The organism is Streptomyces sp. NPDC057137 (assembly GCF_042670825.1).
GTDB lineage: Bacteria > Actinomycetota > Actinomycetes > Streptomycetales > Streptomycetaceae > Streptomyces.
Genome location: NZ_JBHUUW010000026.1, coordinates 39479 through 65594, shown reverse-complemented (window position 1 = coordinate 65594; position 26116 = coordinate 39479). Strand labels below are relative to the sequence as shown.

The following is a 26116-nucleotide window of genomic DNA, read 5'->3' as shown; positions in this document are numbered from 1 at the left end:
GCCCGCCGCTCAGCGCCGGGTGTCGAACGTCGCGTCGATGTGTTCCGCGACGGCGACGACGAGGATGCGGGTACCGGGGTCGGTGGCGCGCCAGCGGTGCCTGACCCCGCCGGACAGATACAGGGTGTCGCCGCGCTCCAGGCGGTACGCGCGGCCTTCGGCCTCGACCTCCACCGACCCGTCGGCGATGTACATGACCTCGTCGTTGCGGTGCTGGTACTCGCGCCCGGTGTCCAGCTCGCCGGTGTACTCCTTGGCGTGCAGCTGGTGTCCGCCACGGGCCACCCTGCGGACGCCCGTACCGCCGCTGTCGTCGGCCCGTACGACGTCGACCGTGCGTGCGGAGTCGGCCGCGGCGTGCAGCGCGGCGATGGTGGTGTCCAGGGCGCCGGCCACCCGCTCCAGCGAGCGCGGGCTGGGCCGGGCGCGTTCGTTCTCGATCTGGCTGAGGAAGGGTACGGACAGTCCGCTGCGGTCGGCGACGGCCGCCAGCGTCAGCCCGAGGGACCTGCGCCGCCTGCGGACGGCGGCGCCCACCCTGAGCGCTTCCTTGTCGTCCATGTCTGGGCTCCCTCCGGCCGGATCGTCATCTTCTCAGAGTTGACGGCCGCGCACGGGCGGTCCGCACCACCCGCGGCCGATCCGTCTCGATCCGGTTACCGGCCCGTAGGGCCACAGCTTCCAATCTACGCGAGCGGGGTCCGACGCGAGCGGGGTCCACCGGTGCGGAAAAGGCGGGCACCGCCGCTCGCGGTACCCGCCTCTCGCCTTCCGCCGCCGCCTACCGCGTACCGCTCACGGCACTGCTCACGGCACCACTCACCGCACTGCTCACTGCGGAGCGATCTGATCGGCGATGCCCGGATTCTTCTCCATCCAGGCCTGCACCGCCTCTTCCTCATGTCCCGTGCCGCGCTTCTGGATCTCGTTCTCCAGGCCGGCGAGCTGTTGCTCGCTCAACTTGAAGTCCTTGAACCACTCGGTCAGCTGCGGATAGTTCTTGGGGAAGTCCTTGTTGCCCACCGTCCGGATCTGGTCGCCCTCGCCGAAGGCCTTCAGCGGGTCCTTCAGCTTGGTCAGCTTGTACTCGTTGTAGGCCCAGTGCGGCGTCCACAGCATGACCGCGATGGGCTCCTTCTTGGCGTACGCCCGCTCCAGCTCGGCCAGCATGCCGGGCGTCGAGCTGTCGACGACCTTGTAGGCGCCGTCCAGGCCGTAGCCCGGCAGGACCGTGTTCTTGAGGATGTTCATGGTCTCGGTGCCGGGCTCGATGCCGACGATCCGGCCCTTGAACTCGTCCTCACGGCCCTTCAGATCCGCCAGCGAGTCGACGCCCTTCACATAGGAGGGCACGGCGATCTCCAGGGACGTCGGCCCGTACCAGGAGCCGAGGTCGGAGAGTTTGTCGCCGTACTTGTCCCAGTACTTCTTCTGCGTGTTGGGCAGCCAGCCGTCGAACTGGACGTCGATCTGCCCCCGGGACATCGCCGTGTACATCGGACCGACCTCGAACTGCTTGAGGTTCATCTTGTAGCCCCGGTCCTCCAGCACCGCCTTCCACAGATACGTGGCCGCGATGTCCTCCTCCCAGGGGAACCAGGCCACCTCGATGGGCCGTTCACGCTCGTCCTTGCCGTTCGCGCCCTTGCTGACGCCGCCGACCGGGGTCCACTTGTCGGCCACTCCCGGGTTGTCCTTCAGCCAGGCGCGTACGGCCTCCTGCTCCTTGCCCTTGCCCGCGCCCTGGATCTCCGCCTCAAGACTGGTGAGCTGTTTCTCGGTCATCTTGAAGTTCTTGAGCCACTTGGCGACGCTCGGGTTCTCGGCGGAGAAGCCCTTGCGGGCGAGCGTGTGCACACCGTCGCCCGTGCCCCAGGTGCCCTTGGGGTCCTTGAGCTTCTTCAGGTCGTAGGTGTTGTACGCCCAGTGCGGGGACCAGAGCGTGACGACGACCGGTTCCTTCTTCTCGTACGCGCGCTTCAGCTCGGCCAGCATGCCGGGCGTGGAGCCGTCGACGACCTTGTACTCGCCTTCGAGGCCGTACTCCTTGAGGACCTTGTCCTTGAGAATGCCCATCTCGCCCGCGCTGGGCTCGATGCCGATGATCCGGCCCTTGAACTGGCCGGCCTTGCCCTTGAGATCAGCCAACGAGTCGACACCCTTGACGTAACTGGGCACGGACAGCTCCAGGGACGTCTCGTCGTACCAGGAGCCCATGTCCTCCAGCTTGTCCTGGTACTTGTCCCAGTAGGTGGCGTGGGTGGTCGGCAGCCAGGAGTCGGTCTGGATGTCGATCTGGCCGTTGGCCTGGCCGGTGTAGAGCGCCCCCGCCTCGTACTGGGTGGCCTCGACCTCGTAACCGCGCTGCTCCAGCAGCTCCTTCCAGAGGAAGGTGGAGGCGATGCCCTCGTCCCAGGGGATGTAGCCCATGCTGATCTTCTTGCCCTGGCCGACGTCGCCGTCGGCGGCGACCGTCGCGGACTTGTCGCCGCCGAAGATGCTCATGCCGCCCGCGACGAGCGCGAGAACGACCACACCGACCACCGCGACCGAGGGGCGCGGCCGGTGGTCCGAGATCTTCAACGAACCGCGCATCGCCTGCGCCTTGGCCAGCGCGCGGCGGCCCAGCGGTGAGACCTGCCGGCCCAGCGCGCCGGTCAGCCGGTCGAGATACATCGCCAGGATGACGATGGAGACGCCCGCCTCGAAGCCGAGGCCGATGTCGACGTTGCCGATGGCGCGGTAGACGGCGCCACCGAGGCCGCCGCCGCCGACCATGCCCGCGATGACGACCATGGACAGGCCCAGCATGATCACCTGGTTGATGCCGGCCATGATCGTCGGGAGCGCGAGCGGAAGCTGCACGCGCAGCAGGGTGTTGCGCGGGCTGGTGCCGAACGCCTCGGCGGCCTCGACCAGTTCGGCGTCGACCTGCCGGATGCCCAGCTCCGTCATACGGACGCCGGGCGGCAGGGCGAAGATGATCGTGGCGATGATGCCGGGGACCACGCCGACGCCGAAGAAGATGATGCCGGGGATCAGATAGACCATCGCGGGCATCGTCTGCATGAAGTCGAGCACGGGCCGGATGACGGCGCTGACGGTCGCCGAGCGCGACGCCCAGACGCCGAGCGGCACCGCGATGACCAGGATGACGATCGTCGCGACGAGCACCAGCGAGAGCGTCGACATCGCGAGTTCCCACAGCTCGATCGAGTCGATGAGCGCGAAACCGACGAAGGCGAGCACGGCCGCGAGCAGACCGCGCAGCCACCAGGCGAGCACGGCCAGGATGCCGGCGAGGAGGAGCGGTTCGGGACCGTTGAGCACCGCGTCGACCGCGTCGTACATGCCGGTGACGAGTGAGCTGATGGCGTCGAACAGCCAGGAGAGATGGCGCTGGAGGAAGTCGACCGCGCTGTCGACCCACTCGCCGAGCGGGAGCCTAGGCACTGGCCGCCTCCTTGCCGACGGACAGCGTTTCCGGGCCGCCGTCGGCCACGGGCGCCGACGCGCTCGCGGGCGCTTCGGCGGGCGTCATCGGCTCGCCGAGTACGGCGAGCAGCCTGGCGCGCGGTACGACTCCGACGAGCCGCCCCTCCTCGTCGACGACGGCGACGGGGACCGAGCTGGTCGAGCAGGGGGTGAACAGCTCGATGATCGGGGTGCTCGCGGAGACGGTGGCGGGCGCCGCCGCGAGCACGTCCTTGTCGGTACGCAGTTCCTTGCCGTCGTCCGTACGGCTGCCATGGGCGGTGTCGGCGTCCGCCATGATCGCGCCGGCGGTCAGGACACGTGAGCGGTCGACGTCCTGGGTGAAGGAGGCGACGTACTCGTTGGCCGGGGTGACGAGGATGTCCTCGGCGGTGCCCAGCTGGACGATCTCGCCGTCACGCATCACGGCGATCCGGTCGCCCAGCCGCATGGCCTCGTTGAGGTCGTGGGTGATGAAGACGATGGTCTTCTTCAGCCGCTTCTGGAGTTCCAGGAGCTGGTCCTGCATGTCACGGCGGATCAGCGGGTCGAGCGCGCTGAACGACTCGTCCATGAGCAGCAGGTCCGCGTCGGTGGCGAGCGCGCGGGCCAGCCCGACACGCTGCTGCATACCGCCGGACAGCTCGTCGGGCCAGGCCTTCTCCCAGCCGGCCAGGCCCGCGAGTTCGAGCGCCTGCGTGGCGCGTCTGTTCCGCTCGGCGCGAGGGACGCCCTGGACCTCCAGGCCGTATCCCGCGTTCTCCAGCACGCTGCGGTGCGGGAAGAGCGCGAAGTGCTGGAAGACCATGCTGATCTTGGTCGAACGCACGGTGCGCAGCTCGGCCGCGCTCAGGGCGGTCAGATCCTGGCCGTCGAAGAGCACGCGCCCGGCCGTCGGTTCCAGCAGTCCGTTGAGCATGCGCAGCAAGGTGGACTTGCCGGATCCGGAGAGTCCCATCACGACGAATATCTGACCGGGATCGACGGAGAACGAGGCATCGATCACCGCTGCGGTCGTACCGTCGGCGCGCAACTCGTCGCGGTCCGTGCCGCTTTCGAGCTTTCTCACCGCTTCTTCGGGTCGTGCGCCGAATACCTTGTACAGGTGTTCCGCCTGCAGCCTGGACACATATACCTCACGCCGTCGAAATGAGAAACGGCCCGCCACCCCCGCCGGCGGGCCGTGGAGCGGTACGGGGTCGGCCCGCGTGGCCGGTCGACGGTCCCTGAAGAGTCCGCGCCCGGGTCTGCTCCGCATGCGCGTCTGCCCTGGCCCATGAGAACCAAACGCTTATGTGGTCCACACCACTCGACGGCACTGCCGCGCAGGTCAGAGGGGATCGAGCGGTGTCGGGGAGTCACCGTCCCGCCGCTGTCAGTGGGATACGGCATCATCGGGGTGTGACGCGACGCCTGATGCTCCTCGACACCGCTTCCCTCTACTTCCGGGCCTATTTCGGGGTCCCCGACTCGGTGCGCGCCCCCGACGGCACGCCCGTCAACGCGGTCCGGGGCCTGCTCGACTTCATCACCCGGCTCGTCCAGGACCATCACCCGCACGATCTCGTGGCCTGCTGGGACGCCGACTGGCGGCCGCAGTGGCGGGTGGATCTGATCCCGTCGTACAAGGCGCATCGCGTGGCGGTTCCGAAGCCGGAGGGGCCGGACGAGGAGGAGACGCCGGACACGCTCGCGCCGCAGGTGCCGATCATCGAGGCCGTGCTGGACGCGCTGGGGATCGCGCGGGTCGGCGTCGCGGGGTACGAGGCGGACGACGTGATCGGCACCCTCACCGGCGCCGCGTCCGGCCCGGTGGACATCATCACGGGCGACCGCGACCTCTACCAGCTGGTGGACGACGCCCGCCAGGTGCGGGTGCTGTATCCGCTCAAGGGGGTCGGCTCGCTCCAGGTGACGGACGAGGCGTGGCTGCGCGAGAAGTACGGGGTCGACGGGTCCGGCTATGTGGATCTGGCGCTGCTGCGCGGCGATCCGAGCGACGGGCTCCCCGGTGTGCCCGGGATCGGCGAGAAGACGGCGGCCAAGCTGCTCGACGCGTATGGGGATCTGGCCGGGATCATGGCGGCGGTCGATGATCCGCGGTCCGGCCTCACGCCCTCGCAGCGCAAGCGGCTGGACGAGGCCAGGGCCTATGTGGCGGTCGCGCCGACGGTGGTGCGGGTCGCCGGGGATGTTCCGCTGCCGGACTTCGACCCGGCGCTGCCCGCCGAGCCGCTCGACCCGGAGACGCTGGACGCGCTGGCGGCGCGCTGGGGTCTGAACAACGCGCTGCACCGGCTGCTCACCACGCTCGGGAAGTGACGGCGGGTTCCGCGGATCACGCCCCGAACGGCGGCGGAGTGTTAACTTAGGTATACCTAAGCACCGCGCGATCGCAGAGCCGCGGTCGCGTGCCGCAACAGTCAGGGGAAACGCCGTGGCAGCACAGCAGGCCCGCAAGTCACCGAAGGTCCACGAGGCACGGGTGGTGCGCAGCCAGCGCATCACGCCGCACATGGTGCGCCTGGTTCTCGGCGGCGACGGACCCGCCGGGCTCGAAGCGGGCGAGTTCACCGACCATTACGTCAAGTTGCTCTTCGCCCCCGAGGGCGTCAGCTATCCCGAGCCGTTCGACATGGACCGCGTCCGCGAGGACTTCCCCCGCGAGCAGTGGCCCGCGACCCGTACGTACACGGTGCGCGAGTGGAACCGGGCCGCCGGGGAGATCACGATCGACTTCGTGGTGCACGGCGACGAGGGTCTGGCGGGGCTTTGGGCTGCCGCCGCGCGGCCCGGCGACACGGTGCTGTTCCTGGGCCCCGGCGGGTCGTACGCCCCCGACCCGGCGGCCGACTGGCATCTGTTCGTCGGCGACGAGAGCGCGCTGCCCGCGATCGCCGCGTCCGTCGAGCAGGCTCCCGAGGACGCCAGGATCTACGTGTTCGTCGAGGTCGAAGGGGCTGACGAGGAGCAGAAGATCGCCGCCCCCGCCGACGCCGAGGTGGTCTGGCTGCACCGCGGCAGCCGTCCGGTCGGCGAGGCGCTGGTCGCCGCCGTACGGGCGCTGGACTTCCCCGCCGGTAACGTGCACGCCTTCGTGCACGGCGAGGCCGGTTTCGTGAAGGAGCTGCGCCGCCATCTGCGGCACGACCGGCAGATCCCGCGTGAGCGGCTGTCGATCTCGGGCTACTGGCGGCTGGGCCAGAGCGACGAGGCGTGGCGGGCGGTCAAGCGCGAGTGGAACGAGCAGGTGGAGCGCGAGCAGGAGGACGGCTCGACGGCCTGACCTCCGGCACCTGAACTCCGGCACCTGTCCTCGGTTCGCCGGGCGGACCGAAGCCCGCCCGGCGACCGAGAACAACGTCACGGCGGTAGGCCGCCGTGACCGGCCTAGACGGACTTCTGGTACGACCGGAACGTCCGGGTCGAGAGCCAGACCGCGACGACCGCGAGCACCAGCAGCGGTCCCCCGCGACTCAGCACGTCACCCCAGTCGGGATCGGCCGCCATCGCCGAACGCCCGGCAACCATGGCCCAGTTGACCGGGTTGAAGTCCGCGATGTTCGCCATCCAGGACGGCATCTGGGCGGGCGCCATGAAGGCCGACGAGAGGAAGGTCAGCGGCAGCAGCAGGAAGGTGTTGATGCCGATGATCGACTCCCGCTGGCGTACCAGCATGCCCATCGCGTTGGACAGCGCCCCGAAGACCGTGCCGAGCAGGATCGCGCAGCCGAGCAGGACGAGCAGTCCGCCCGCACCGCCCGGATAGTCGGCGCCGCCGAGCTTCCCGAGCAGCAGGATGATCACGGACTGTACGGCGGTGCTGATCCCGTTCTGCACGACGTTGGCGTTCATCAGCGCGCTGCGACTGACCGGCGTGGTCAGGAAGCGGTTCAGCGTCCCGCGTTCGATCTCCTCCAAGGTGCCCATCCCGGCCCACATGCTGGAGCCGAGCGCGCTCATCACCACGATGCCGGGGATCAGATAGTCCAGGTAGGACGTGGTGCCGAAGCCGCCGAGCTGGACGACCTTCTTGAAGAGGTTGCCGAAGAGGAACAGCCAGATCACCGGCTGGACCAGCTGGATCACCAGGAAGATGGGCTGCCGCAGGAGCGCCATGAACTGACGCTGCGTCATGTACCAGGTCTGGGCGAGGGTGTTGGTGCTCATCGGGCGCCTCCGGCGGCGAGTGCGGGGACATCGGACCCGTCGGTGGGCAACTGGGCGTCCGCCTCGGCGAAGCGGCGTCCGGCGTAGCGCAGATAGACGTCGTCGAGGGAGGGGCGGGCCACGGTCGCGGCGGCGACGGCCGCCCCGGACCGCTCCAGCGCGGCGAGCAGCGCGGGTACGGCGGCCGCGCCGTCGTCGGCCCGGACGCTGACCCTGCGGCCGTCGACCTGTACGTCACGCACACCGGGCAGCAGGTCGAGCGCCCCGGCCAGCACCGTACGGTCGCCGTCGGCGCGCAGCTCCATGTGGACGGCGTCGCCGTGCAGTTCACCCTTCAGCTCGTCCGGGGTGCCCTCGACCACGACCCGGCCGCGGTCGACGATGGCGATGCGCTCGGCGAGCCGGTCGGCCTCCTCCAGATAGTGCGTGGTCAGCAGGATCGTCAGACCCTCGTCACCGGCGAGCCTGGCTATCTCGTCCCACATGGCCGTACGCGCCTCCGGGTCGAGACCGGTGGTCGGCTCGTCCAGGAACAGCACGTCGGGCCGGTGCACCAGGCCGAGTGCCACGTCGAGACGGCGCTGCATGCCGCCCGAGTAGCCCCTGACGGGGCGCTTCGCCGCGTCGCTGAGGGCGAAGCGGTCCAGCAACGCGTCGACCCGGGTGGCCAGTTCGGCGCCCTTGAGGCCGTAGAGCCGGCCCTGGAGCACCAGATTCTCGCGGCCGGTCGCCATGGGGTCGGCGCCGGAGCGCTGGGCGACGACGCCGATCGAGCGGCGCACCCGGTCGGGGTGGCGCAGGATGTCGTGCCCGGCGACGGTGGCCGTACCGCTGTCGGGGCGGGCCAGGGTGGTGAGGATCTTGACGGTCGTCGACTTGCCGGCGCCGTTGGGCCCCAGCAGTCCGAGGACCGTGCCGGCCTCGACGGTGAGGGACATCCCGGCGAGCGCGGTGACATCGCCCGGGTAGGTCTTGACGAGATCGCGCGCCTCCACGGCGGGCGTGCCGCTACCGCGGCCGGAGGGACGATCGGCAGTGCGGTCGGTACTGGGGTCGGTACTGCGGTCGGTACTGCGGTCGGTCATGACAGAGCTCTCCTGTGGTGAACGGTTCCGAGCAGGCCGAACCGATCAGCGTGAAGAGCGCCGGGCTATCCTTGGTGTGCCGCACCTCGATGGCCGGAGCGCTTTCACGAGCGGTCTGGTCTGGGGTTCGTAACCCTGGCGGGGCTGCGTCAACAGCGCCGCCAGGGACTCTCTCTCGTCTCTCTTCTCCAGCACCCGCCTCAGTTCTTCAGCGGGTCTTCGCCCTCCAGTTCCTGCCACTCGTCGGGCATGACCCCGCTCGCGTGGAGCTGCCGCCAGCCGTCGAGGCCGGTGAGTGATCCGTCGGCGATCTCCCGCAGAAAGCCGCGGATCCAGTCGGCCTGGGCCGCCATCATGTGCAGTTGATACTCCGTCTCTACGACGAAGAGCCGCGGAAGCGTCCGGCCGAGCTGGGTCAGGACGGCACTGATGGCCGCGTGCTGGATGTCCAGCTGCCGGACCCGCTCCTCCAGGAGGACCACGACCTCCTCCACCGGCAGGACCGCGATCAGCGAGAGCGCCGTCTCGAAGAGCGGGTATTCACGCGCCGGTACGGCCACGAGATCGGCCATCCAGTCGAGCATCTCCTCGTGTCCGGCCTCGGTGAGGCCGTAGAGGGTGCGCTCGGGACGGTTGCCCTTCCGCTGGACGGCGGCGACCTCCACGTAACCGTGCTTCTCCAGGTTCTGGACCACGGTGTAGAGGGAGCCGAAGTTGATCTTGACGCTGTTCTCCTTGCCGCGCTGCCGCAGCGTCTGGGAGATCTCGTACGGATGCATGGGCCGCTCCGAGAGGAGCGCCATCACGGCGAGCGCCAGCGGATTGCTGAGTTTGCGTCGCTTGGCTCCCATACCCGCCCCTCTTCAGCATTACCCTGATCCGAATACTCGGCCACGAACATATCGCGAGGTACATCGCCCGTCAACCGCGTTATATCGCGAATTTGCCCGGCCATGACACGATCGGGAGGGAGGGTCGGCCCGGTGGGGACGGAGACCGGACCAATCCGTCGCGGACGCGGCTCCGAACAAGCAGGTGAAACCGTCCGCCGTGCCGGACGGCACGCCCGCCCGCACCGTGGAGGAACAGCCGCGTGAAACAAGCCGTACATATCGGCGGTCCCGCTTCTGCCGGGCCCGACCTGCAGGAATTGCTGGGCGAGGTGGCCCGGGGCGACCAGGAGGCGTTCGCCCGTGTGTACGACATGGTCTGCGGGCCCGTACTCGGGCTCGTCCGCTCCGTCCTGCGCGATCCCGCCCAGTCTGAGGAGGTGACCCAGGAGGTCCTCCTGGAGGTCTGGCGCAGCGCACCGCGCTTCCAGGCGTCCCGGGGCAGCGGCATGACCTGGGTACTGACCCTCGCGCACCGGCGCGCGGTGGACCGGGTCCGCTCGGCCCAGGCGTCCAGCGACCGCGAGCACCGGGCGGCGCTGCTGGACCGGACACCGGCCTTCGACGAGGTGACGGAACAGGTCGAGTCCCGGCTGGAGCGTGAACAGGTACGGCGCTGTGTACGTACCCTCACCGAACTCCAGCGCCAGTCGGTCACACTGGCGTACTACCAGGGGCTCGCGTACCGGGAAGTGGCCGAACTGCTCGCCGTGCCGCTCGGCACGGTCAAGACACGACTGCGCGACGGACTGATCCGGCTGCGCGACTGCCTGGGGGTGAGCGCATGAGCAGCACAGCCGAACTGCACACGTTGACCGGCGCCTACGCGCTGCACGCCTTGGCGCCCGACGAGCGCGCCGAGTTCGAGAGGCATCTGGAGGTGTGCCCGGCCTGCGCCCAGGAGGTACGCGAACTGGCCGCCACCACCACGCGGTTGGGGCTGGCCGTGGCCGTGACGCCACCGCCCGAACTCAAGCGGCAGGTGCTGCGGCGGATCGCCACCGAGCGCCAGGAACCGCCCAAGGTCACGCGGGAGTCCCGCGGCACGGCCGCCAAGGGGCGCGCGCTGTCGCGCTTCGCGCTGGCGGCCTGCCTCGCCGCCGCGGCCGGCTTCGGCGGAGTCGCCGTGTGGCAGCACCAGGAGGCCCAGGACGCCCGCGCGCAGGCGTCGGCCTCGCAACAGCGGTCCGAGGCACTGGCCGCCGTGCTCGCGGCGCCCGACGCCAAGATCCGTACGGGCGGGCTGACCGACGGGGCGACCGGCACGGTCGTCGTGTCGCGCGCACAGGACAAGGCGGCGTTCATCGCCTCGGGCATGGCGAAACCGCCCAGCGGCAAGGTGTACCAGCTCTGGTTCAACGACGACGGCACGATGCGGGACGCGGGGCTGATGGACCCCTCCGCGACGTCGGACTCGGTGCTGATGGCCGGTTCCGTCGGGGCGGCGTCGGGCATGGGCATCACCGTCGAACCGGCGGGCGGCTCACCGCAGCCGACCTCCGACCCGGTGGCGCTGATGAACTTCCCGACCTGACCGACCTGATCGACCTGATCGACGGAAGCGACAGATTCGACCGACGGCCCGCACCCGATGACGAGGGTGCGGGCCGTCGGCGTCGGTCGGCGGTGCGTCAGCCCGCCTTACGAGGCGGCAGCGGAAAGAACCCACTCGTACGGGCGGCATACGCGGCGAAGCCCGGCCGACCTGCCATGTGCCGCTCCAGCAGCCGCTTCCCGCTGCCGTTGATCAGCAGGAAGCTCATCACGAGCGGGCTGACCAGGGTCGCCGCCGCGACGACCGGGTCGTCGCAGACGATCAGGAACAGGCCCCACCAGACACAGAAGTCACCGAAGTAGTTCGGGTGCCGGGTCCAGCTCCACAGGCCGCGGTCCATGATCCGGCCCTTGTTCGCCGGATCGGCCTTGAACCGGGCGAGCTGGGCGTCGCCGACCGACTCGAAGACCAGGCCGACGAGCCAGACGGCGCAGCCGGCGAACGCGACCGGACCGAGACCGCCGGGGATGTACTGCGCTGCCTGCACGGGCAGCGACACCAGCACGACCAGCAGCCCTTGCAGCAGATACACCATGCGCAGCGCGTACAGATTCCGGTTCCCCGGCGCCTTGGCGAGCATCGCCTCGTACCGCGCGTCCTCGCCGTGTCCCCGCCCGCGCCGGGCGATATGGACGGCCAGCCGCAGCCCCCACACGGCGGTCAGCACGGTCACCAGCAGCCGGCGGGTGTCGTCGCCCTCCCCCGCCGACACCGCGTAGCCGACCACGGCGACGACCGCGAACGCGATCCCCCAGGCGATGTCGACGATCCGGTGCAGGCCCTTGCCGACGGCGATCGCGAAGGTCACGAGCATGACGACCAGCGCGGCGAGGGCCGCGAGGCCGACGCCCTGGCCGAACGCGCCCCACGGATATCCGTTCACCGTGTCCCGCCCTCTCCGTACCAGTGCCGCGGGGTGGGCGGCATGTCACTGCGCCCCCGCACCGACGGACGTACGGCCAGGATCTGGTCCACGCCCATCCGGCCCTCCTCGAACGCCAGGGCACTGCCCACCAGATACAGCCGCCAGACACGCGCGGTCTCCTCGCCCACGAGCGTGCCGAACTCCGCCCAGCGCTCCTCCAGGGTGCGGTGCCAGGCGCGGATCGTCCGTGGGTAGTGCTCGCGCATCGACTCCGCGGCCCGCACCTCAAGACCAGCCCCCTCCAGCAGCGAGACGGTGTCGCCGAGCGGGCGCATATGCATGTCGGGGGCGATGTACGACTCGATGAACGCACCGCCGCCGGGCGCCACCGCACCCCGCGACATCTGCTGCACCAGGACTCGTCCTCCGGGCCGCAGCATCCGGTGGAGCGTGGCGGTGAAGCCGGGGTACTCGGCGTCGCCGACGTGCTCGCCCATCTCGATGGTCGACACCGCGTCGTACGAACCGGCCTCGATGTCCCGGTAGTCCGACAGCCGCACCTCCACCAGCTCCGACAGGCCACGGGCCGTCACCTGTTCGCGTACGTACCGCGCCTGCTCGGCCGCCAGCGTCACGGCGGTGACGCGGGTCCTGTACGTCTCGGCGGCGTACAGGGTGAGAGATCCCCAGCCGCACCCGATGTCCAGCAGTGTCGAGCCGGGCCCGAGCCCGAGCTTGCGGCAGACCAGGTCCAGTTTGTCGCGCTGGGCGTCGGCGGGGCCGTAGACGGTCCTGCCCTCGGTCTCGTCCTTCGTCCAGTAGCCGCAGGAGTACGCCATGGTCTCGTCGAGCAGCAGGGCGTAGAAATCGTTGGAGAGGTCGTAGTGATGGCTGATCGCGGCCCGGTCCCGTGCCTTGCTGTGCGGCGCGCCGCCGAGTCTTGCCCGGGAGGCGGGGACGGGCGGGCGCGGTCCGAGCGCGCCGAGCCGCAGCATGGTGCCGACGGCGCGGGCCCGGTCGGCGAGGGTGAGTTCCGGCGGGCGCGCCCCGCGCTCACGCGCCGCGCCCCAGACGGTGCGCAGCCCGTCGGTGAGATCGCCGTCGATGTCGAGATCGCCGGTGATGTACGCCTGGGCCAGGCCCAGTTCGTCGGGCTGCCAGACCAGTCGGCGCAGGGCACGGCGCGAGCGGAGAACGACCACCGGGGCGCCCTCGGGGCCGGCGGTGCTGCCGTCCCAGGCGCGCAACCGCACCGGCAGCCGGGCACCGAGGATCCGTTCGGCGAGTGGGAGAAGCCGGTGGGCTGCTCCGGTGCGGGTGCCGGTGCCGGTGCGTGGCCGGGGGACGCGGGCGGGCCGGGTGGCTGTCATCGGGGCGTTCCTTCCCTGTCGAGCACCAGTTGCTGCACATCGAGATAGCCGGAGCGGAACCCGGCCTCGGAGTAGGCGAGATAGAAGGTCCACATACGCCGGAACGTCGCGTCGAACCCCAACGCCTCCACCTCCGCCTCCCGTTCGAGGAACCGCTCCCGCCACAGCCGGAGCGTCTGCGCGTAGTGCGGCCCGAATCCGTCCCGCTCGACGATCCGCAACGACGTGTGCGAGGCGGTCAGTTGCTCCATCACCTCGACCGAGGGTGTCAGTCCGCCGGGGAAGATGTACTTGCCGATCCAGGTGTGGGTGGTGCGTGATGCCAACAGCCGGTCGTGCGGCATGGTGATCGCCTGGAGCGCGATGCGGCCGCCGGGCGCCAGCAGCCTGTCCAGCGTGGTGAAGTACTCCGGCCAGAACTCCTCCCCCACCGCCTCGATCATCTCGACGCTGACGACGGCGTCGTAGGTGCCCTGCACCTGCCGGTAGTCCCGCAGCTGTACCGTCACCCGGTCCGTCAGGCCGGCCGCCTCGATCCGCCTCTCGGCGAGGGCCAGCTGCTCCTGGGAGAGCGTCACGGTGACGACCCGCGCGCCGCGTGCGGCCGCCCGTATGGCCAACTCGCCCCAGCCGGTGCCGATTTCGAGCAGCCGCGTGCCGGGGCCGACCCGCGCCTCGTCGAGGAGCCGGTCGATCTTGCGGTGCTGCGCGGCGGGCAGCAGTGACGCGTCGGCGGGGAAGCTCCGGAAGAGGGCCGATGAGTACGAGAGGGTCTCGTCCAGGAAGAGCGAGAACAGCTCGTTCGACAGGTCGTAGTGGTGACTGATGTTGTCGCGCGAGCCCTCAGGGGTGTTGCGCTGCGCGTCGGGCCGCTGCAACGCCCAGACCCGGCGCAGCCGTTGGAGCGGGGCGGGAACGAGGACGGCCGCGTTCTCGGCGAGGACGGTCAGGACGGCGACGAGGTCGTCGGCCTCCCACTCGCCCGCCATGTACGACTCGCCGAAGCCGATCAGGCCGGTGGCACCGATCCGCCGGAAGAACGCGGCCGGCTCGTGCACGACCATCAGCGGTTCGCCGACGCCAAGCGTCTCGCTCTTCCCCAGCCTGACGCGTAGCGCCGGCCGGGCCAGCGCGCGCCGGACCACACGTTCGGCGACTGCCGTACGCAGCCAGGAGGCCCGCGGCGGCCGGGCCACGTCCGGCCAGCGCCGCGCGTCGACGGCGGTCACCGCCGACGGAGCCGTGAACGTCGGGGACTCGGGCGAGGCCGACGACGGGGACGGCGACGGCGACGGCGGGGACACGAACACGCTCATTTCACACCCTCCTGGGGGCGGTGTCGGGGACGGGGGCGCACGGGAAGACCGCGCAGATAGAGACGGATGCCGTGATAGCGGATACCTGCGGAGACGACGGCCGTGGACACCGGGTGGCGCGACGCGGCCCGCAGCAGGGCCCACGGGGTGGCCGCCCGCCGGGCGCCTCGTACGGTCGCGGTGAACGGCCGTCCCCCGTCACGTTCCAGATGGACCGTCAGCTTCAGTCGCTCCCCCGGCTCGGGCAGCCGCATCCGGTAACCGCCGTCGACGGGGAAGAACGGCGAGACGTACAGCTCCTTGTCCACCCAGAAGGTGTTCTCCTCGCCGTCCGCGCACTCGTCGCCGGACCGCAGCAGATAGCAGTGCCGCTCTCCGTACGTGTTGTGCACCTCGGCCACGACACACAGCGGCTCGCCGCCGGGCGCGTGGCACCAGTAGAGGGTCAGCGGGTTGAAGACATGGCCGAGGACCCGGGCGTGGGCGAGCATCGCCACCCGTCCGCCGCCCAGTTCCACGCCGCGCGACGCGAGATACGTCTCCAGTCCGGCGCGGATCGTCGGCGACCTGCCGCCGAAGTGGTCACGTGCGTCGAAACGGGCCAGCGGACGCAGCACGCGGGGCAGCCGGGGCGGACGGTCCGGGTCGATCAGCCACATGTAGGTCCGCAGCCGCAGGGCGTAACGGCTGGGCGCGGTCCGCACATGTGTGACGACGCACGGGTAGAGCGCGGGAACGGCGCCGGGGCCGGCGGTCCCGGGAGCCCCGGTGCTCACCACGTCACCCCCAGCGCGGCGGCGGCGTCGACACCCGAACGGCAGCCGTCCTCGTGGAATCCCCACCCGTGGTACGCCCCCGCGTACGCCGTGACCGGCCCGCTCAGCGCGGGGAGCCGACGTTGCGCGGCCACCGACTCCGGTGTGTAGACGGGGTGTTCGTACGTCATCCGGGCGAGCACCCGGTCCTCGTCGACGCGGTCGGCGCCGTTGAGGGACACCACGAAGTTCTCGGGGGCGTCGATGCGTTGCAGCCTGTTCATGTCGTAACTGACCCTCACCCGGCCGGCGTCCGCCGCGCAGGACGGCATGGTCAGGTTCCAGGAGGCACGGGCGCCCCGGCTGCGCGGCAGCACGCTCGTGTCGGTGTGCAGCAAGGTGGCGTTGCGCGAGTAGCGGAAGGCGCCGAGCACCTGGCGTTCGTCGTCGGTCGGGTCGGCGAGCAGCCGCAGGGCCTGGTCGGGGTGGACGGCGATGACGACCGAGTCGTAACGCCGGGTGGCGCCGTCGGCCGTGGTGAGCTCCACACCGCGCGGGTCGCGCCGGACGGACCGGACCGGAGCCGCCGTGTGGACGGCGTCGAGCTGCTTGCCGACGCGTTCGACGTACTCGCGCGAGCCGCCGCTGACGGTGCGCCACACCGGTGAGCCGGTCACCGACAGCAGGCCGTGGTGGTCCAGGAAGCGGAAGAGGTAGCGGGCCGGGTAGCGCAGGGCCGTTCCGGCGTCGCAGGACCAGACGGCCGAGACGAGCGGGGTCAGGAAGTGGGCGACGAAGTACGGCGAGAAGCCGCCGTCCGCGACGAAGCGCGCCAGGGTCATGGAGTCATCGGCACCGGCCGCGGTCCTGTCCGCACCGTGCGCGGTCCCCTCGGCGAGCAGCCGCCGCGCCCGCCGGTGGAAGGCGGGCACTTCGGTGAGCATCCGCAGATACCGCCCGCGCAGCACCTGACCGGGGCGCGGGAACAGGCCGGCGAGTCCCCGGGCGCCGGCGTACTCCAGCCCGCAGCCGTCGCACCGTACGGACATGCTCATCTCCGACTCCTGGGTGGCCACGCCCAGTTCCCGGAACAGCCGCAGCAGCAGCGGATACGTGCGTTCGTTGTGGACGATGAACCCGGAGTCGACGCGGTGCGTCCGGCCGTCGGACGACGCGAGGTCATGCGTGTGGGCATGGCCGCCGAGGCGGGTCTCCGCCTCGTACAGCGACACCTCGTACGAGCGCGTCAGTACGTACGCGGCGGTGAGGCCGGCCACTCCGCCGCCCACGACCGCCGTACGCGGGCGTTCGCGCACCCCACTCATACAGCTCCCTCCGGTCCGGCTTCGGGCAGAGCCCCTCGTGGAGGATTCGAGCCACAGCGGCCGACGGATTGGTGTCGGGAGCGATCTTTCTGCCACCGGTCCTACTTTTAATTCCTTCGGGTGACAGACCAATCCGCCTTGCATCTCGCACCGAATGGCCGGTGTGAGCGAAGATCAGAAAGATCCGACGAGCGGGGCCGGCCATGTGCCGCGTGGCGTACGAGTGGTGCGCGGCGCCCTGGCCGCGCTCGGCGGGTTGATCGCCGGGCTCGCGGCGCTCTGCGTCGCCGAGCTGGTTTCGGCGGCCGTACGGCCCGAAGCGGGTCCCGTCACCGCGGTGGGCGGCGCGGTCATCGACCGCACACCGGCACCGGTGAAGGACTTCGCCGTCCGGAATTTCGGGAACGACGACAAGCTGGTCCTGCAACTGGGCATCCTGGCCCTCCTGGCGCTCTTCGCCATGGCGGTCGGAGTGGCCTCGCTGCGGTACCGGAAGGTCGGCTCGGCGGCGGTCCTGGTCTTCGGCGCGATCGGGGCACTGGCGGCGGTGGAGCGGCCCGACGGCCGCGTCTCCGACGCCCTGCCCTCGATCGTGGGCGGTCTGGTGGCCGGCGGAGTGCTGTATCTGCTGGCCGGCCGGCTCGTCTCCCGTCCGTCCCCCGATGGGGATCCGGGGACGGACGGGACCAGCACGCGAGCGGCGGAGACCGGCGACACCGGAGACACCGGGGACACCGACGGATCGGCCGGCGCGAACCCCGGCACCTTCGACCGGCGCGGATTCGTCATCGCCGCGACCGCCGCCGCGGCGGCATCGGCCGGAGCGGGCCTCGTCGGACGGCGTCTCAACGCCTCGGGGGCGGCCGAGGCCGCCGCCTCACGCCGGACGATCGTCCTGCCCGCCCCGTCCTCACCGGCCCCGCCGATACCGGCGGGCTCGGATCTGAAGCTACGCGGCCTGAGTTCCTTCACCACGTCCAACAAGGACTTCTACCGGGTGGACACCGCCCTGGTCGTGCCCCGTGTGGACGCCGACAGCTGGCGTCTGCGCATCCACGGCAAGGGCGTCCCCCGGCCGCTCACCCTCAGCTTCCGGGATCTCCTCCGACGGAGGCTGATCGAGCGGGACATCACGCTGACCTGTGTCTCCAACGAGGTCGGCGGCCCGTACGTCGGCAACGCCCGCTGGATCGGCGTCCCCCTGGCCGATCTGCTGCGTGAGGCCGGTGTGAAACCGCCGTCGAAGGGCGGTCCCGCCGACCAGTTGGTGTCCCGCTCCGTGGACGGCATGACCATCGGCACCCCCGTCGACGCGGTCATGGACGGCCGCGACGCGATGCTCGCGGTCGGTATGAACGGCGAACCCCTGCCGTTCGACCACGGCTTCCCGGTCCGCATGGTCGTCCCCGGCCTGTACGGATACGTGTCGGCGTGCAAGTGGCTGGAAGACCTCGAACTGACCACGTTCGCGGACTACGACGCGTACTGGGTCAAGCGCTCCTGGTCCCGCGAGGCGCCCATCAAGACCCAGTCGCGGATCGACACGCCGCGCCCGTTCGCCTCGCCGAAGGCGGGCAGGGTGCCCGTCGCCGGCGTGGCGTGGGCGCAGCACCGCGGTATCGAGCGGGTCGAGGTACGCGTGGACGGCGGGGACTGGAACCCGGCCAAGCTCGCCGCCCAGGACACCGAGGACACCTGGCGCCAGTGGATGTGGGAGTGGCCCGCCACCTCCGGCAGCCACACGCTCGAAGTCCGTGCGACGGACCGGGACGGCGACACCCAGACGGACAAGCGCGTGGGGACGGTACCCGACGGCGCGACCGGCTGGCACTCGGTGGTGGTCGCCGTCGACTGAGTCCGCTCCGCCGAATACCGCACGACACCCCTTGTCAACCGCACCACCTTCCAAGGAGATTCACATGAAGATCACCCGTTTCCAGCGTGTCGCCGTCACCGTTGTCGCCGCTGTCGCCCTTCCGCTGACGCTCACCTCCTGTTCCAGCGACGACAAGGACACCAAGTCGGAGTCCTCGTCCGCCGCCGAGGAGACCGCGGCCTCGGAGGACACGGCCGACGACGCCGCGGGCGACACCGCGGACGCGCCGTTCGGCCCGGCCTGCGCCTCGGTGCCGAAGACCGGCCCCGGCAGCTTCGACGGCATGGGCCAGGCGCCCGTGGCGACCGCCGCGTCCAACAACCCGGAGCTGTCCACCCTGGTCACCGCGGTGAAGAAGGCCGGCCTGGTCGACACCCTCAACACCGCTGAGAACATCACGGTGTTCGCGCCCACCAACGCCGCCTTCGCCAAGATCCCGAAGGCCGACCTGGACGCGGTCCTCGCGGACAAGGCCATGCTCACCAAGATCCTCACGTACCACGTCGTGGGCGAGAAGCTGGCCAAGGAGCAGCTGGCGAGCGGCACGTACGACACCCTCCAGAAGAGCACGCTGACCACGGCGGGCTCCGGCGACGAATACAAGGTGAACGACTCGGCCAGTGTTGTCTGCGGCGACGTCCCCACGGCCAACGCCACGGTGCACATCATCGACACGGTGCTGATGCCGAAGTAGTCCCGCGCTCAAGGGGGTTGTCGGGTCTCCTTATCCTGGCCGGATGACCCCCTTGGATCGGCCGGCCCCCACGGGCGGAACGGCTCGAACGAATCGGGTGCTCGGAGCGGTCGTCGGCTCAGCCGTCGGCGACGCGCTCGGAGCACCTTTCGAGTTCGGCCCCGCCGGGGTCTTCACCGCCCGCTTCCCGGACGGCGTGGGCGAGATGTGCGGAGGCGGCGGCTGGGATCCGGGCGAGGCCACGGACGACACACAGATGGCGGTGCTGATCGGTGAGTCGCTGCTGGAACGCGGCGGCCTCGAACTGCCCGACATCTTCGACCGGTTCCGGCGCTGGGCCGCGGCCGACCCCAAGGACATCGGGCTCCAGACGGAACAGGTCCTGCTGAGCGGCGACCCCTGGGATCTCGCGGCGCCCCTCCACTTCCAGTACTCCGGACGGGCCGCCGGCAACGGCTCGTTGATGCGCGCGGCCACCCCCGCCGTGCACTTCGCCGCCGCGGGCCGCGACGCCACCATGGCGGCCGCCCGCCGGATCGCGGCGCTCACCCACGGCGACTCGGCGGCCTGGGAGGGCACGGCCGTGCTGCACGAGCTGATCCGGGTGGCACTGGACGGCGGTGATCCGGTGGCCGCCGTGCCCGGCGTGCTCCCTGACGTACGCGAGGACCACCGTCCGCGCTGGGCGACCGTGCTCGACCCCGGCTGGCACCCGGACGAGGCGACGGAGTTCAACGGCGCGGTGTGGCCGTGTCTGGGCTCGGCGCTCTGGGCGCTGCGGACGACCGGCTCGTTCGAGGCTTCGCTGGGGGCGGCGATCGATCTGGGCGGCGACACGGACACGGTCGCGGCGGTCACCGGCGCGCTCGCGGGCGCCGTGTACGGCTTCGCCGCGATCCCCCGGCGCTGGACGGACCCGCTCCATGTGCCGCTGCCCGGTTACGGCGACCGCGTGCTGCGTACGCCGGAACTGGTCCGGCTCGCCGGGCGGTTGGCGGCCTGACGTCCGTGGTCCCCGCATGACGGAGGGCCCGGACAGCGGATGTCCGGGCCCCGCATCGGCGCGACGGTGCGCGAGTCGGTGTCAGCAGGTGCGTCCGACGTACCACGCGTCGCTGACCTTGCTGGTCGAGCCGAGCCAGGTGACGCCGGGGCCCACACACTGCTCGTAGTTCCAGCCCGACACCTCGACCTCGATGACGATGCGCGAGCCGTCGTTGGTGCAGTGGTTGTAGTACGAGTCGCTGGACGACGCGTAGTAGCCGCAGGGCGTCGCGGCGGCCGACGGGGCGGCGGTCGCCGCCGTGGACATTCCCAGGACCATGGCGACGGCGCCGACGAGGGCGGGGAGGGACTGACGAACGCGCATGCGGCTACTCCTTGTTGAGGGCGTGGAACCCGGCACCGGAATCGGTGCGCACGGAGAGCATCCCATCAACTACCCTGTGTAGCCGCTTCATTCACCCGCACGTGGCCGTCAGATCACTGAACTGGACGACTCCCCGGGCGACTCACGCCCCCGCCGTCACCCTCACCCCACCGAGGTGTACGCCACCACCCCGCGCAGTACCCCGTCGACCGCCTTGCGTGCGTTCTTCGCGACCGTGCTGTTCTCGCGGGGCGCCGCCGCGGCGATCTGTCCGAGGACGTCGATCACCTGCTTGCACCAGCGGACGAAGTCGCCCGCCGGCATCTCGGCGTCACGCAGCACCTCGTCGAGCCCCTTGCCCGACGCCCACATGTGCACGGCCCAGGCGAAGCCGAGGTCGGGCTCGCGCTGGCCGACCCCCTCCGCCTGGTTGATCTTGAAGTCCTCCTCCAGCGCGTCGAGGCGGCCCCAGATGCGGACCATCTCGCCGAGGGCGGCCTTCGATGCGCCGCTGGGAAGCCGGGGCGCCACCGCGTCGTCCGACTGGCGCGCCTCGAAGACCAACGCCGAGGCGCACGCGGCCAGTTCCGCCGGGGAGAGTCCTTCCCACACGCCTTCGCGCAGGCACTCGCTGGCGAGGAGGTCCAGCTCGCCGTAGAGCCGGGCGAGCCGCTTGCCGTTGCCCGTGACCTCGTCGCCGCGCAGATAGTCCATCTCCGTGAGGAGGGCGACGATCTGGTCGAAGGTGCGGGCGATGGTGTTCGTACGGCCCTCGATCCGCCGCTCCAGCTGCCGGGTGTCCCGCTGCAGCCGGTGGTAGCGCTCGGCCCAGCGCGCGTGGTCCTCGCGCTCGTCGCAGCCGTGGCACGGGTGCGCGCGCAACTCCGAACGCAGCCGGGCGATCTCACGGTCGTCGGCGGCCGGCGCGCGCCCCTTGCGGTGCCGCTCCGGCACGACATGACCGGCCTTCGTGCGCAGCGCGGACGCCAGGTCGCGGCGCGACTGCGGCGAGCGCTGGTTGAAGCTCTTGGGGATCCGCATCCGGTCCAGCGCCTCGACAGGCACCGGGAAGTCCATCGACGCGAGCCGCTTGACCTGCCGCTCGGCGGTCAGGACCAGCGGCCTCGGGCCGTCGTGATACTCCACGCCCCGGTGTCCGTTAGCCCGCCCGGCCGGCAGTCCGGGGTCGAGCACCAGCGCGAGACCGGCGAACTTGCCGGTCGGGACATGGATGACATCGCCCGGCTTGAGCTTCTCCAGCGAGGACGCGGCGGCGGCCCGCCGCTGCACGGCGCCCTGCTTGGCCAGCTCCGTCTCGCGGTCCTTGAGGTCGCGGCGCAGCCGCGCGTACTCCTCGAAGTCCCCCAAGTGGCAGGTCATGCCCGCCCGGTAGCCCTCCATCCCCTCTTCGTTCTTCTGGACCTGCCGGGAGATCCCGACGACCGACTTGTCCGCCTGGAACTGGGCGAACGAGGTCTCCAGCAGCTCGCGCGAGCGGTGCCGGCCGAACTGCTGCACCAGATTGACCGCCATGTTGTACGACGGCCGGAAGCTGGAGCGCAGCGGGTACGTGCGCGTGCCCGCCAGGCCGGCGAGCGCGCCCGGGTCCATGCCGCGCTGCCACAGGACCACCGCGTGGCCCTCGACGTCGATGCCGCGCCGGCCGGCCCGGCCGGTCAGCTGGGTGTACTCACCGGGCGTGATGTCGGCGTGCTGCTCGCCGTTCCACTTGACGAGCTTCTCCAGGACGACGGACCTGGCGGGCATGTTGATGCCGAGCGCCAGGGTCTCCGTGGCGAACACGGCCTTGACCAGGCCCCGTACGAACAGCTCCTCGACGACTTCCTTGAACGTCGGGAGCATGCCGGCGTGGTGGGCGGCGATGCCGCGCTCCAGGCCCTCCAGCCATTCGTAATACCCCAGGACATGCAGGTCCTCGGTGGGGATGGAGGCGGTGCGCGCCTCCACGATCTCGCGGACCCTGGCCCGCCGGGCGTCGTCGTTGAGCCGCAGCCCGGCGTACATGCACTGCTGTACGGCGGCCTCGCAGCCGGCCCGGCTGAAGATGAAGGTGATGGCGGGCAGCAGGTCCTCGGCGTCGAGCCGCTCGATGACCTCGGGCCTGCCCGGCGTCCAGATCCGGCCGCGCTGTCTGCGCTCGCGCTCCCGGTCGGCCTCGCGGACCATCTTGCCGCGCCGGCGGTCCTTCGGGTTGTACGTCTTCTGATTCTCCATGCGGGCCAGCCGGGAGAGATCCGGGTTGACCTCGCGGCGGGCCCCGCCACGGCCTCCGTGGTCGGTGCTCTCCTCGAAGAGGTCGTACATCCGGCGGCCCGCGAAGACGTGCTGCCACAGCGGTACGGGGCGGTGCTCGGAGACGATCACCTCGGTGCTGCCACGGACGGTGTCCAGCCAGTCACCGAACTCCTCGGCGTTGGAGACCGTCGCCGACAGGGACACCAGGGTCACGGACTCGGGGAGGTGGATGATCACCTCTTCCCAGACGGCGCCCCGGAAGCGGTCGGAGAGGTAGTGCACCTCGTCCATCACGACATAGCCGAGGCCGGTCAGCGACTGCGAGCCCGCGTAGAGCATGTTGCGCAGGACCTCGGTGGTCATGACGACCACCGGAGCATCGGAATTGACGCTGTTGTCGCCGGTCAGCAGCCCGACCTTGTCCGCGCCGTAGCGTTTCGCCAGATCCGCGTACTTCTGGTTGGACAGTGCCTTGATGGGCGTGGTGTAGAAGCATTTACGGCCCTCGGCGAGGGCCAGGTGCACGGCGAACTCACCGACGATCGTCTTGCCGGAACCGGTGGGCGCCGCGACCAGCACGCCCTTGCCCGACTCCAGGGCCTGGCAGGCCTCGATCTGGAACGGATCGAGGCCGAAGTCGTACATCTCGCGGAACGGCGCGAGTGCGGTGGCCTGCTCGGCTGCGCGGATCCGAGCTGCGGCGTAACGCTCGGCCGGTGTGAGGTCCTCTGTCATCTTGCTCACGAGCCTACCCGTCCCCTCTGACAGTCAGGCGATCTTTATCGGCGAGCTGGCGGGGCCCCGTCAGGGGCCGGGGGCGAGCACCCGTACGGCCCCGGCGACGCACTCCGCGGTCAGGGGCAGCGGGCCGAGCGACTCCCCGTCGGCGTAGCCGGTGAGGCCGGGGGCGGCGAGGGTGATCTTCGCGGTGCGGTGGACGGTGACCTTGGGGTGGCCGAGGTGGGTGCCCCGGTAGACGCGCGGAAAGACCTTCAGGAGCGTGGCGCGGCTGCAGTCGCCGACGACGGTCACGTCGAAGAGACCGTCGTCCATGGCGGCGTCCGCGCAGATCCGCATGCCGCCTCCGTAGGAGGGGCCGTTGCCGACGGCGACCAGGGTCGCCTCGATCTCCCGTTCGGTGCCGTCGTCCAGGGTCATGCGGTACGGGACGGGCCTGAAGGCGGCCAGTTCGGCCACCATGGCCAGGTCGTACTTGAAGCGGCCGTTCGGCCAACGCATGCGGTTGCCGCGGTCGTTGACGCGTGAGTCGAAGCCGGAGGCGAGGACGGTCCCGAACCAGCGGCCGGCGACCCGCCCCAGGTCCAGCTCCCGGATCCCGGCGTTCTTGAGCGCGTCGGCCGCGATCCGGCCGGCCGCCGCGGGGTCGCGGACCGGCAGGCCCAGTGCCCGGCCGAAGTCGTTGCCGGTGCCGACCGCGACGACGCCGAGCGGAGTGTCCGTACCGGCCACGGCCTGGAGGGCGAGGGACACCAGACCGTCCCCGCCGACGGCGATCAGCGCGCCGGTGCCCGCCGCGACGGCCTCACGTGCGCGCCGCAGCGCGTCGTCGGCGTCGGAGCCGAGCACCGTACGGACGGAGTACCCCGCGTCCCTGAGCGCGCGGGCGGCCGGCTGCGCGGCACGCGCGCCCCTGCCGCGCCCGGCGGTGGGATTGACGAACAGACTGATCTCACTGGTCACAGGTCGGCCCGGTCAGGTCAGGTGACGTCGTCGTAGCCGTTCACACGGGCCGTACGGTTGCTGTCCGCCTGCTCCGGCAGCGCGGCCACCGTGGAGACCGGCTCGACGGCGCCGACGCTCTCCGGCGTGTGGTCCAGATCGGACGCCTCGTCGTCGTCCAGCTCGGCGTCGGGGTTGTTGCGGCGCCTGCGCCGGTCGTTGATGAGCGAGAAGCCGACCGCGCCGAAGTACAGGACGACGATCGGTCCGGCCAGCGCGAGCATGCCGACGGGGTCGGTCGTCGGGGTGACGACGGCGCCGAAGACGAAGACCCCCATGACGACACCGCGCCACCATCCGACCATCCGGCGGCCGGTGACGACGCCCGTCATGTTGAGCATGACCAGGACGAGGGGCAGCTCGAAGGCGAGTCCGAAGACCAGCACCATGCGGGTCGTGAAGTCGATGACCTCTTCGAGGGAGAGGATGTTGGACGAACCGGTCGGCGTCAGGGCGAGCAGCACCTTGAGGCTGATCGGCAGAATGATGTACGCGAGGTAGGCACCGGCCGCGAAGAGGGGCACGGCGGTGGCGACGAAACCGTAGGTGTACTTCTTCTCGCTCTTGTGCAGACCGGGGGCGATGAAGGCCCAGAGCTGGTAGAGCCAGACCGGGCTGGCCCCGATGACGCCGGCCGTGAGGCTGACGCGGATCGTGGTGGTGAACGGCGCGGTGATCGTGTTGAAGGAGACGATGGCGCAGTTGCCGCCGTCGCTCTCCTGGAAGCCTTCGTTGCACGCGGGCACGGTCTCGGCGAAGAACGTCATGATCGGCTCGCTGTAGATCGCGGCCACGATCGACACGACGATGATCGCGAGGATCCCTTTCGACAGCCGGTTGCGCAGCTCACGAAGATGCTCCACGAGCGGCATGCGCCCCTCGGGATCCTTCTCTTCTGTGCGGGCAGACTTGGGCAACCCACGTCCTCATCTCGTGCGGCAGGCCGTCACCGTGCCCGGTGCGTGCATCGGCCCAGGGGTCGGATCAGCGCTTGGTCGAGTCGGTGGGCTCGGCGACGGGCCGCGAGCTGGTGACATCGCCGGGCGCGGCCTGGATGGTCCGGGGCGCGGGCTGGTCCGAGTCGGCGGAGGCGGTCGGCGGGTCCGTCGGAGCCGTGCCGCTCTTGCTGTCGTCCGACTTCATCGCCTTGGCCTCGCTCTTGAGGATGCGCGCCGACTTGCCGAGCGAACGGGCCATGTCGGGAAGCTTCTTGGCACCGAAGAGCAGGATGATGACGACGAGAATAAGGATGATCTCGGTGGGGCCGAGCCTACCCATAGCATTACCTTCTTCACCGAGGCGACAGAGTCTGGGACGTCGATCGGACAGCTGTCCGACCGTCGTGCTGGCAGCGATCGTAACCCGCAGGGGTAAAC

Annotated in this window: 23 protein-coding genes; 7 read left to right on the top strand and 16 right to left on the bottom strand. The window is 70.5% G+C overall.

Translation table 11 applies throughout. From position 1 onward, the window contains the following. Positions 1–9 precede the first annotated feature (9 nt). From ACFT9I_RS21410 to ACFT9I_RS21400, 3 genes are all read right to left on the bottom strand, one after another. Positions 10–561 carry a helix-turn-helix domain-containing protein gene (locus tag ACFT9I_RS21410; RefSeq protein WP_382566411.1) on the bottom strand — a complete coding sequence of 184 codons (552 nt, stop codon included), beginning with the start codon at positions 559–561 and terminating at the stop codon, positions 10–12. Between the two features lie 270 nt (positions 562–831). Beyond that, a complete protein-coding gene (locus ACFT9I_RS21405) occupies positions 832–3453 on the bottom strand; it encodes an ABC transporter permease/substrate binding protein (RefSeq protein WP_382566409.1) in 2622 nt (873 codons plus the stop codon). Next, positions 3446–4603 carry a glycine betaine/L-proline ABC transporter ATP-binding protein gene (locus ACFT9I_RS21400; RefSeq protein WP_382566407.1) on the bottom strand — a complete coding sequence of 386 codons (1158 nt, stop codon included), beginning with the start codon at positions 4601–4603 and terminating at the stop codon, positions 3446–3448. The genes ACFT9I_RS21405 and ACFT9I_RS21400 overlap by 8 nt, the downstream gene beginning before the upstream one ends. A gap of 287 nt (positions 4604–4890) precedes the next feature. On the opposite strand from ACFT9I_RS21400, the gene ACFT9I_RS21395 reads away from it, so the two are divergent. Both ACFT9I_RS21395 and ACFT9I_RS21390 read left to right on the top strand, forming a co-directional pair. Next, positions 4891–5796 carry a 5'-3' exonuclease H3TH domain-containing protein gene (locus ACFT9I_RS21395; RefSeq protein ID WP_382566459.1) on the top strand — a complete coding sequence of 302 codons (906 nt, stop codon included), beginning with the start codon at positions 4891–4893 and terminating at the stop codon, positions 5794–5796. Between the two features lie 115 nt (positions 5797–5911). Continuing rightward, positions 5912–6760, top strand: coding sequence for a siderophore-interacting protein (locus ACFT9I_RS21390; protein WP_382566406.1), 849 nt, complete (start codon positions 5912–5914; stop codon positions 6758–6760). A 104-nt stretch (positions 6761–6864) separates the two neighbouring features. Here the strand turns inward: ACFT9I_RS21390 and ACFT9I_RS21385 are convergent, their stop codons facing one another. The 3 genes from ACFT9I_RS21385 to ACFT9I_RS21375 form a co-directional block, all read right to left on the bottom strand. Continuing rightward, complete coding sequence (locus ACFT9I_RS21385) at positions 6865–7644, bottom strand: ABC transporter permease (protein ID WP_382566404.1); 780 nt, start codon at positions 7642–7644, stop codon at positions 6865–6867. Further along, the gene (locus ACFT9I_RS21380) at positions 7641–8729 is read right to left on the bottom strand and encodes an ATP-binding cassette domain-containing protein (protein WP_382566402.1); all 1089 of its coding nucleotides are present in this window, start codon (positions 8727–8729) and stop codon (positions 7641–7643) included. Before ACFT9I_RS21380 ends, ACFT9I_RS21385 begins: the two co-directional genes overlap by 4 nt. A 200-nt stretch (positions 8730–8929) precedes the next feature. Continuing rightward, positions 8930–9580 carry a PadR family transcriptional regulator gene (locus tag ACFT9I_RS21375; RefSeq protein ID WP_382566400.1) on the bottom strand — a complete coding sequence of 217 codons (651 nt, stop codon included), beginning with the start codon at positions 9578–9580 and terminating at the stop codon, positions 8930–8932. A 242-nt stretch (positions 9581–9822) separates the two neighbouring features. Between ACFT9I_RS21375 and ACFT9I_RS21370 the strand changes: the two genes are divergently transcribed. Continuing rightward, positions 9823–10407 (top strand): sigma-70 family RNA polymerase sigma factor, encoded by a 585-nt coding sequence (locus tag ACFT9I_RS21370; protein ID WP_382566399.1) that lies wholly within the window; start codon positions 9823–9825, stop codon positions 10405–10407. After that, complete coding sequence (locus tag ACFT9I_RS21365; RefSeq protein ID WP_382566397.1) at positions 10404–11153, top strand: anti-sigma factor domain-containing protein; 750 nt, start codon at positions 10404–10406, stop codon at positions 11151–11153. The genes ACFT9I_RS21370 and ACFT9I_RS21365 overlap by 4 nt, the downstream gene beginning before the upstream one ends. 97 nt (positions 11154–11250) lie before the next feature. Here ACFT9I_RS21365 and ACFT9I_RS21360 read toward each other — a convergent pair whose 3' ends face one another. The 5 genes from ACFT9I_RS21360 to ACFT9I_RS21340 are packed head-to-tail and all read right to left on the bottom strand — an operon-like array spanning position 11251 to position 16805. Further along, positions 11251–12057, bottom strand: a complete 807-nt coding sequence (locus ACFT9I_RS21360) for a DUF1295 domain-containing protein (RefSeq protein ID WP_382566395.1) — start codon at positions 12055–12057, stop codon at positions 11251–11253. Then, entirely contained in the window at positions 12054–13409 is a 1356-nt protein-coding gene (locus ACFT9I_RS21355; protein WP_382566393.1) for a class I SAM-dependent methyltransferase, read from the bottom strand. The genes ACFT9I_RS21360 and ACFT9I_RS21355 overlap by 4 nt, the downstream gene beginning before the upstream one ends. After that, entirely contained in the window at positions 13406–14725 is a 1320-nt protein-coding gene (locus tag ACFT9I_RS21350; RefSeq protein WP_382566392.1) for a class I SAM-dependent methyltransferase, read from the bottom strand. Before ACFT9I_RS21350 ends, ACFT9I_RS21355 begins: the two co-directional genes overlap by 4 nt. Continuing rightward, positions 14722–15501 carry a DUF1365 domain-containing protein gene (locus tag ACFT9I_RS21345; RefSeq protein ID WP_382566390.1) on the bottom strand — a complete coding sequence of 260 codons (780 nt, stop codon included), beginning with the start codon at positions 15499–15501 and terminating at the stop codon, positions 14722–14724. Before ACFT9I_RS21345 ends, ACFT9I_RS21350 begins: the two co-directional genes overlap by 4 nt. Beyond that, a complete protein-coding gene (locus ACFT9I_RS21340; protein WP_382566388.1) occupies positions 15498–16805 on the bottom strand; it encodes an NAD(P)/FAD-dependent oxidoreductase in 1308 nt (435 codons plus the stop codon). Before ACFT9I_RS21340 ends, ACFT9I_RS21345 begins: the two co-directional genes overlap by 4 nt. 226 nt (positions 16806–17031) lie before the next feature. Here ACFT9I_RS21340 and ACFT9I_RS21335 point away from each other — a divergent pair, with 226 nt between their 5' ends. From ACFT9I_RS21335 to ACFT9I_RS21325, 3 genes are all read left to right on the top strand, one after another. Then, on the top strand, positions 17032–18660 hold the full coding sequence (locus ACFT9I_RS21335) for a molybdopterin-dependent oxidoreductase (RefSeq protein WP_382566458.1): 1629 nt from the start codon (positions 17032–17034) through the stop codon (positions 18658–18660). Positions 18661–18724: 64 nt separating this feature from the next. Further along, positions 18725–19375: a fasciclin domain-containing protein gene (locus ACFT9I_RS21330; protein ID WP_382566386.1), complete on the top strand. Its 651-nt coding sequence runs from the start codon at positions 18725–18727 to the stop codon at positions 19373–19375. Between the two features lie 43 nt (positions 19376–19418). Continuing rightward, positions 19419–20378, top strand: a complete 960-nt coding sequence (locus ACFT9I_RS21325) for an ADP-ribosylglycohydrolase family protein (RefSeq protein ID WP_382566384.1) — start codon at positions 19419–19421, stop codon at positions 20376–20378. A gap of 81 nt (positions 20379–20459) precedes the next feature. Here ACFT9I_RS21325 and ACFT9I_RS21320 read toward each other — a convergent pair whose 3' ends face one another. The 5 genes from ACFT9I_RS21320 to tatA form a co-directional block, all read right to left on the bottom strand. Further along, the gene (locus ACFT9I_RS21320) at positions 20460–20744 is read right to left on the bottom strand and encodes a DUF6355 family natural product biosynthesis protein (RefSeq protein WP_382566383.1); all 285 of its coding nucleotides are present in this window, start codon (positions 20742–20744) and stop codon (positions 20460–20462) included. Between the two features lie 162 nt (positions 20745–20906). Further along, on the bottom strand, positions 20907–23735 hold the full coding sequence (locus tag ACFT9I_RS21315; RefSeq protein WP_382566457.1) for a DEAD/DEAH box helicase: 2829 nt from the start codon (positions 23733–23735) through the stop codon (positions 20907–20909). 69 nt (positions 23736–23804) lie between these two features. Then, complete coding sequence (locus tag ACFT9I_RS21310) at positions 23805–24701, bottom strand: diacylglycerol kinase (RefSeq protein WP_382566381.1); 897 nt, start codon at positions 24699–24701, stop codon at positions 23805–23807. Positions 24702–24718: 17 nt separating this feature from the next. Next, positions 24719–25612 (bottom strand): twin-arginine translocase subunit TatC, encoded by an 894-nt coding sequence (gene tatC, locus ACFT9I_RS21305; protein ID WP_382566379.1) that lies wholly within the window; start codon positions 25610–25612, stop codon positions 24719–24721. A 112-nt stretch (positions 25613–25724) separates the two neighbouring features. Continuing rightward, on the bottom strand, positions 25725–26018 hold the full coding sequence (gene tatA / locus ACFT9I_RS21300; RefSeq protein WP_382566377.1) for a Sec-independent protein translocase subunit TatA: 294 nt from the start codon (positions 26016–26018) through the stop codon (positions 25725–25727). Positions 26019–26116 lie beyond the last annotated feature (98 nt).

Excerpts from the sequence above, each read along its gene's own strand:
- ACFT9I_RS21355 (WP_382566393.1), bottom strand. The coding sequence starts at position 13,409 with ATGACAGCCACCCGGCCCGCCCGCGTCCCCCGGCCACGCACCGGCACC.
- ACFT9I_RS21340 (WP_382566388.1), bottom strand. The coding sequence starts at position 16,805 with ATGAGTGGGGTGCGCGAACGCCCGCGTACGGCGGTCGTGGGCGGCGGA.
- ACFT9I_RS21325 (WP_382566384.1), top strand. The coding sequence starts at position 19,419 with ATGACCCCCTTGGATCGGCCGGCCCCCACGGGCGGAACGGCTCGAACG.
- ACFT9I_RS21320 (WP_382566383.1), bottom strand. The coding sequence starts at position 20,744 with ATGCGCGTTCGTCAGTCCCTCCCCGCCCTCGTCGGCGCCGTCGCCATG.
- tatA (WP_382566377.1), bottom strand. The coding sequence starts at position 26,018 with ATGGGTAGGCTCGGCCCCACCGAGATCATCCTTATTCTCGTCGTCATC.
- ACFT9I_RS21330 (WP_382566386.1), top strand. The coding sequence starts at position 18,725 with ATGAAGATCACCCGTTTCCAGCGTGTCGCCGTCACCGTTGTCGCCGCT.
- ACFT9I_RS21380 (WP_382566402.1), bottom strand. The coding sequence starts at position 8,729 with ATGACCGACCGCAGTACCGACCGCAGTACCGACCCCAGTACCGACCGC.
- ACFT9I_RS21385 (WP_382566404.1), bottom strand. The coding sequence starts at position 7,644 with ATGAGCACCAACACCCTCGCCCAGACCTGGTACATGACGCAGCGTCAG.
- ACFT9I_RS21410 (WP_382566411.1), bottom strand. The coding sequence starts at position 561 with ATGGACGACAAGGAAGCGCTCAGGGTGGGCGCCGCCGTCCGCAGGCGG.
- ACFT9I_RS21350 (WP_382566392.1), bottom strand. The coding sequence starts at position 14,725 with ATGAGCGTGTTCGTGTCCCCGCCGTCGCCGTCGCCGTCCCCGTCGTCG.
- ACFT9I_RS21395 (WP_382566459.1), top strand. The coding sequence starts at position 4,891 with ATGCTCCTCGACACCGCTTCCCTCTACTTCCGGGCCTATTTCGGGGTC.
- ACFT9I_RS21375 (WP_382566400.1), bottom strand. The coding sequence starts at position 9,580 with ATGGGAGCCAAGCGACGCAAACTCAGCAATCCGCTGGCGCTCGCCGTG.
- ACFT9I_RS21365 (WP_382566397.1), top strand. The coding sequence starts at position 10,404 with ATGAGCAGCACAGCCGAACTGCACACGTTGACCGGCGCCTACGCGCTG.
- tatC (WP_382566379.1), bottom strand. The coding sequence starts at position 25,612 with ATGCCGCTCGTGGAGCATCTTCGTGAGCTGCGCAACCGGCTGTCGAAA.
- ACFT9I_RS21315 (WP_382566457.1), bottom strand. The coding sequence starts at position 23,735 with ATGACAGAGGACCTCACACCGGCCGAGCGTTACGCCGCAGCTCGGATC.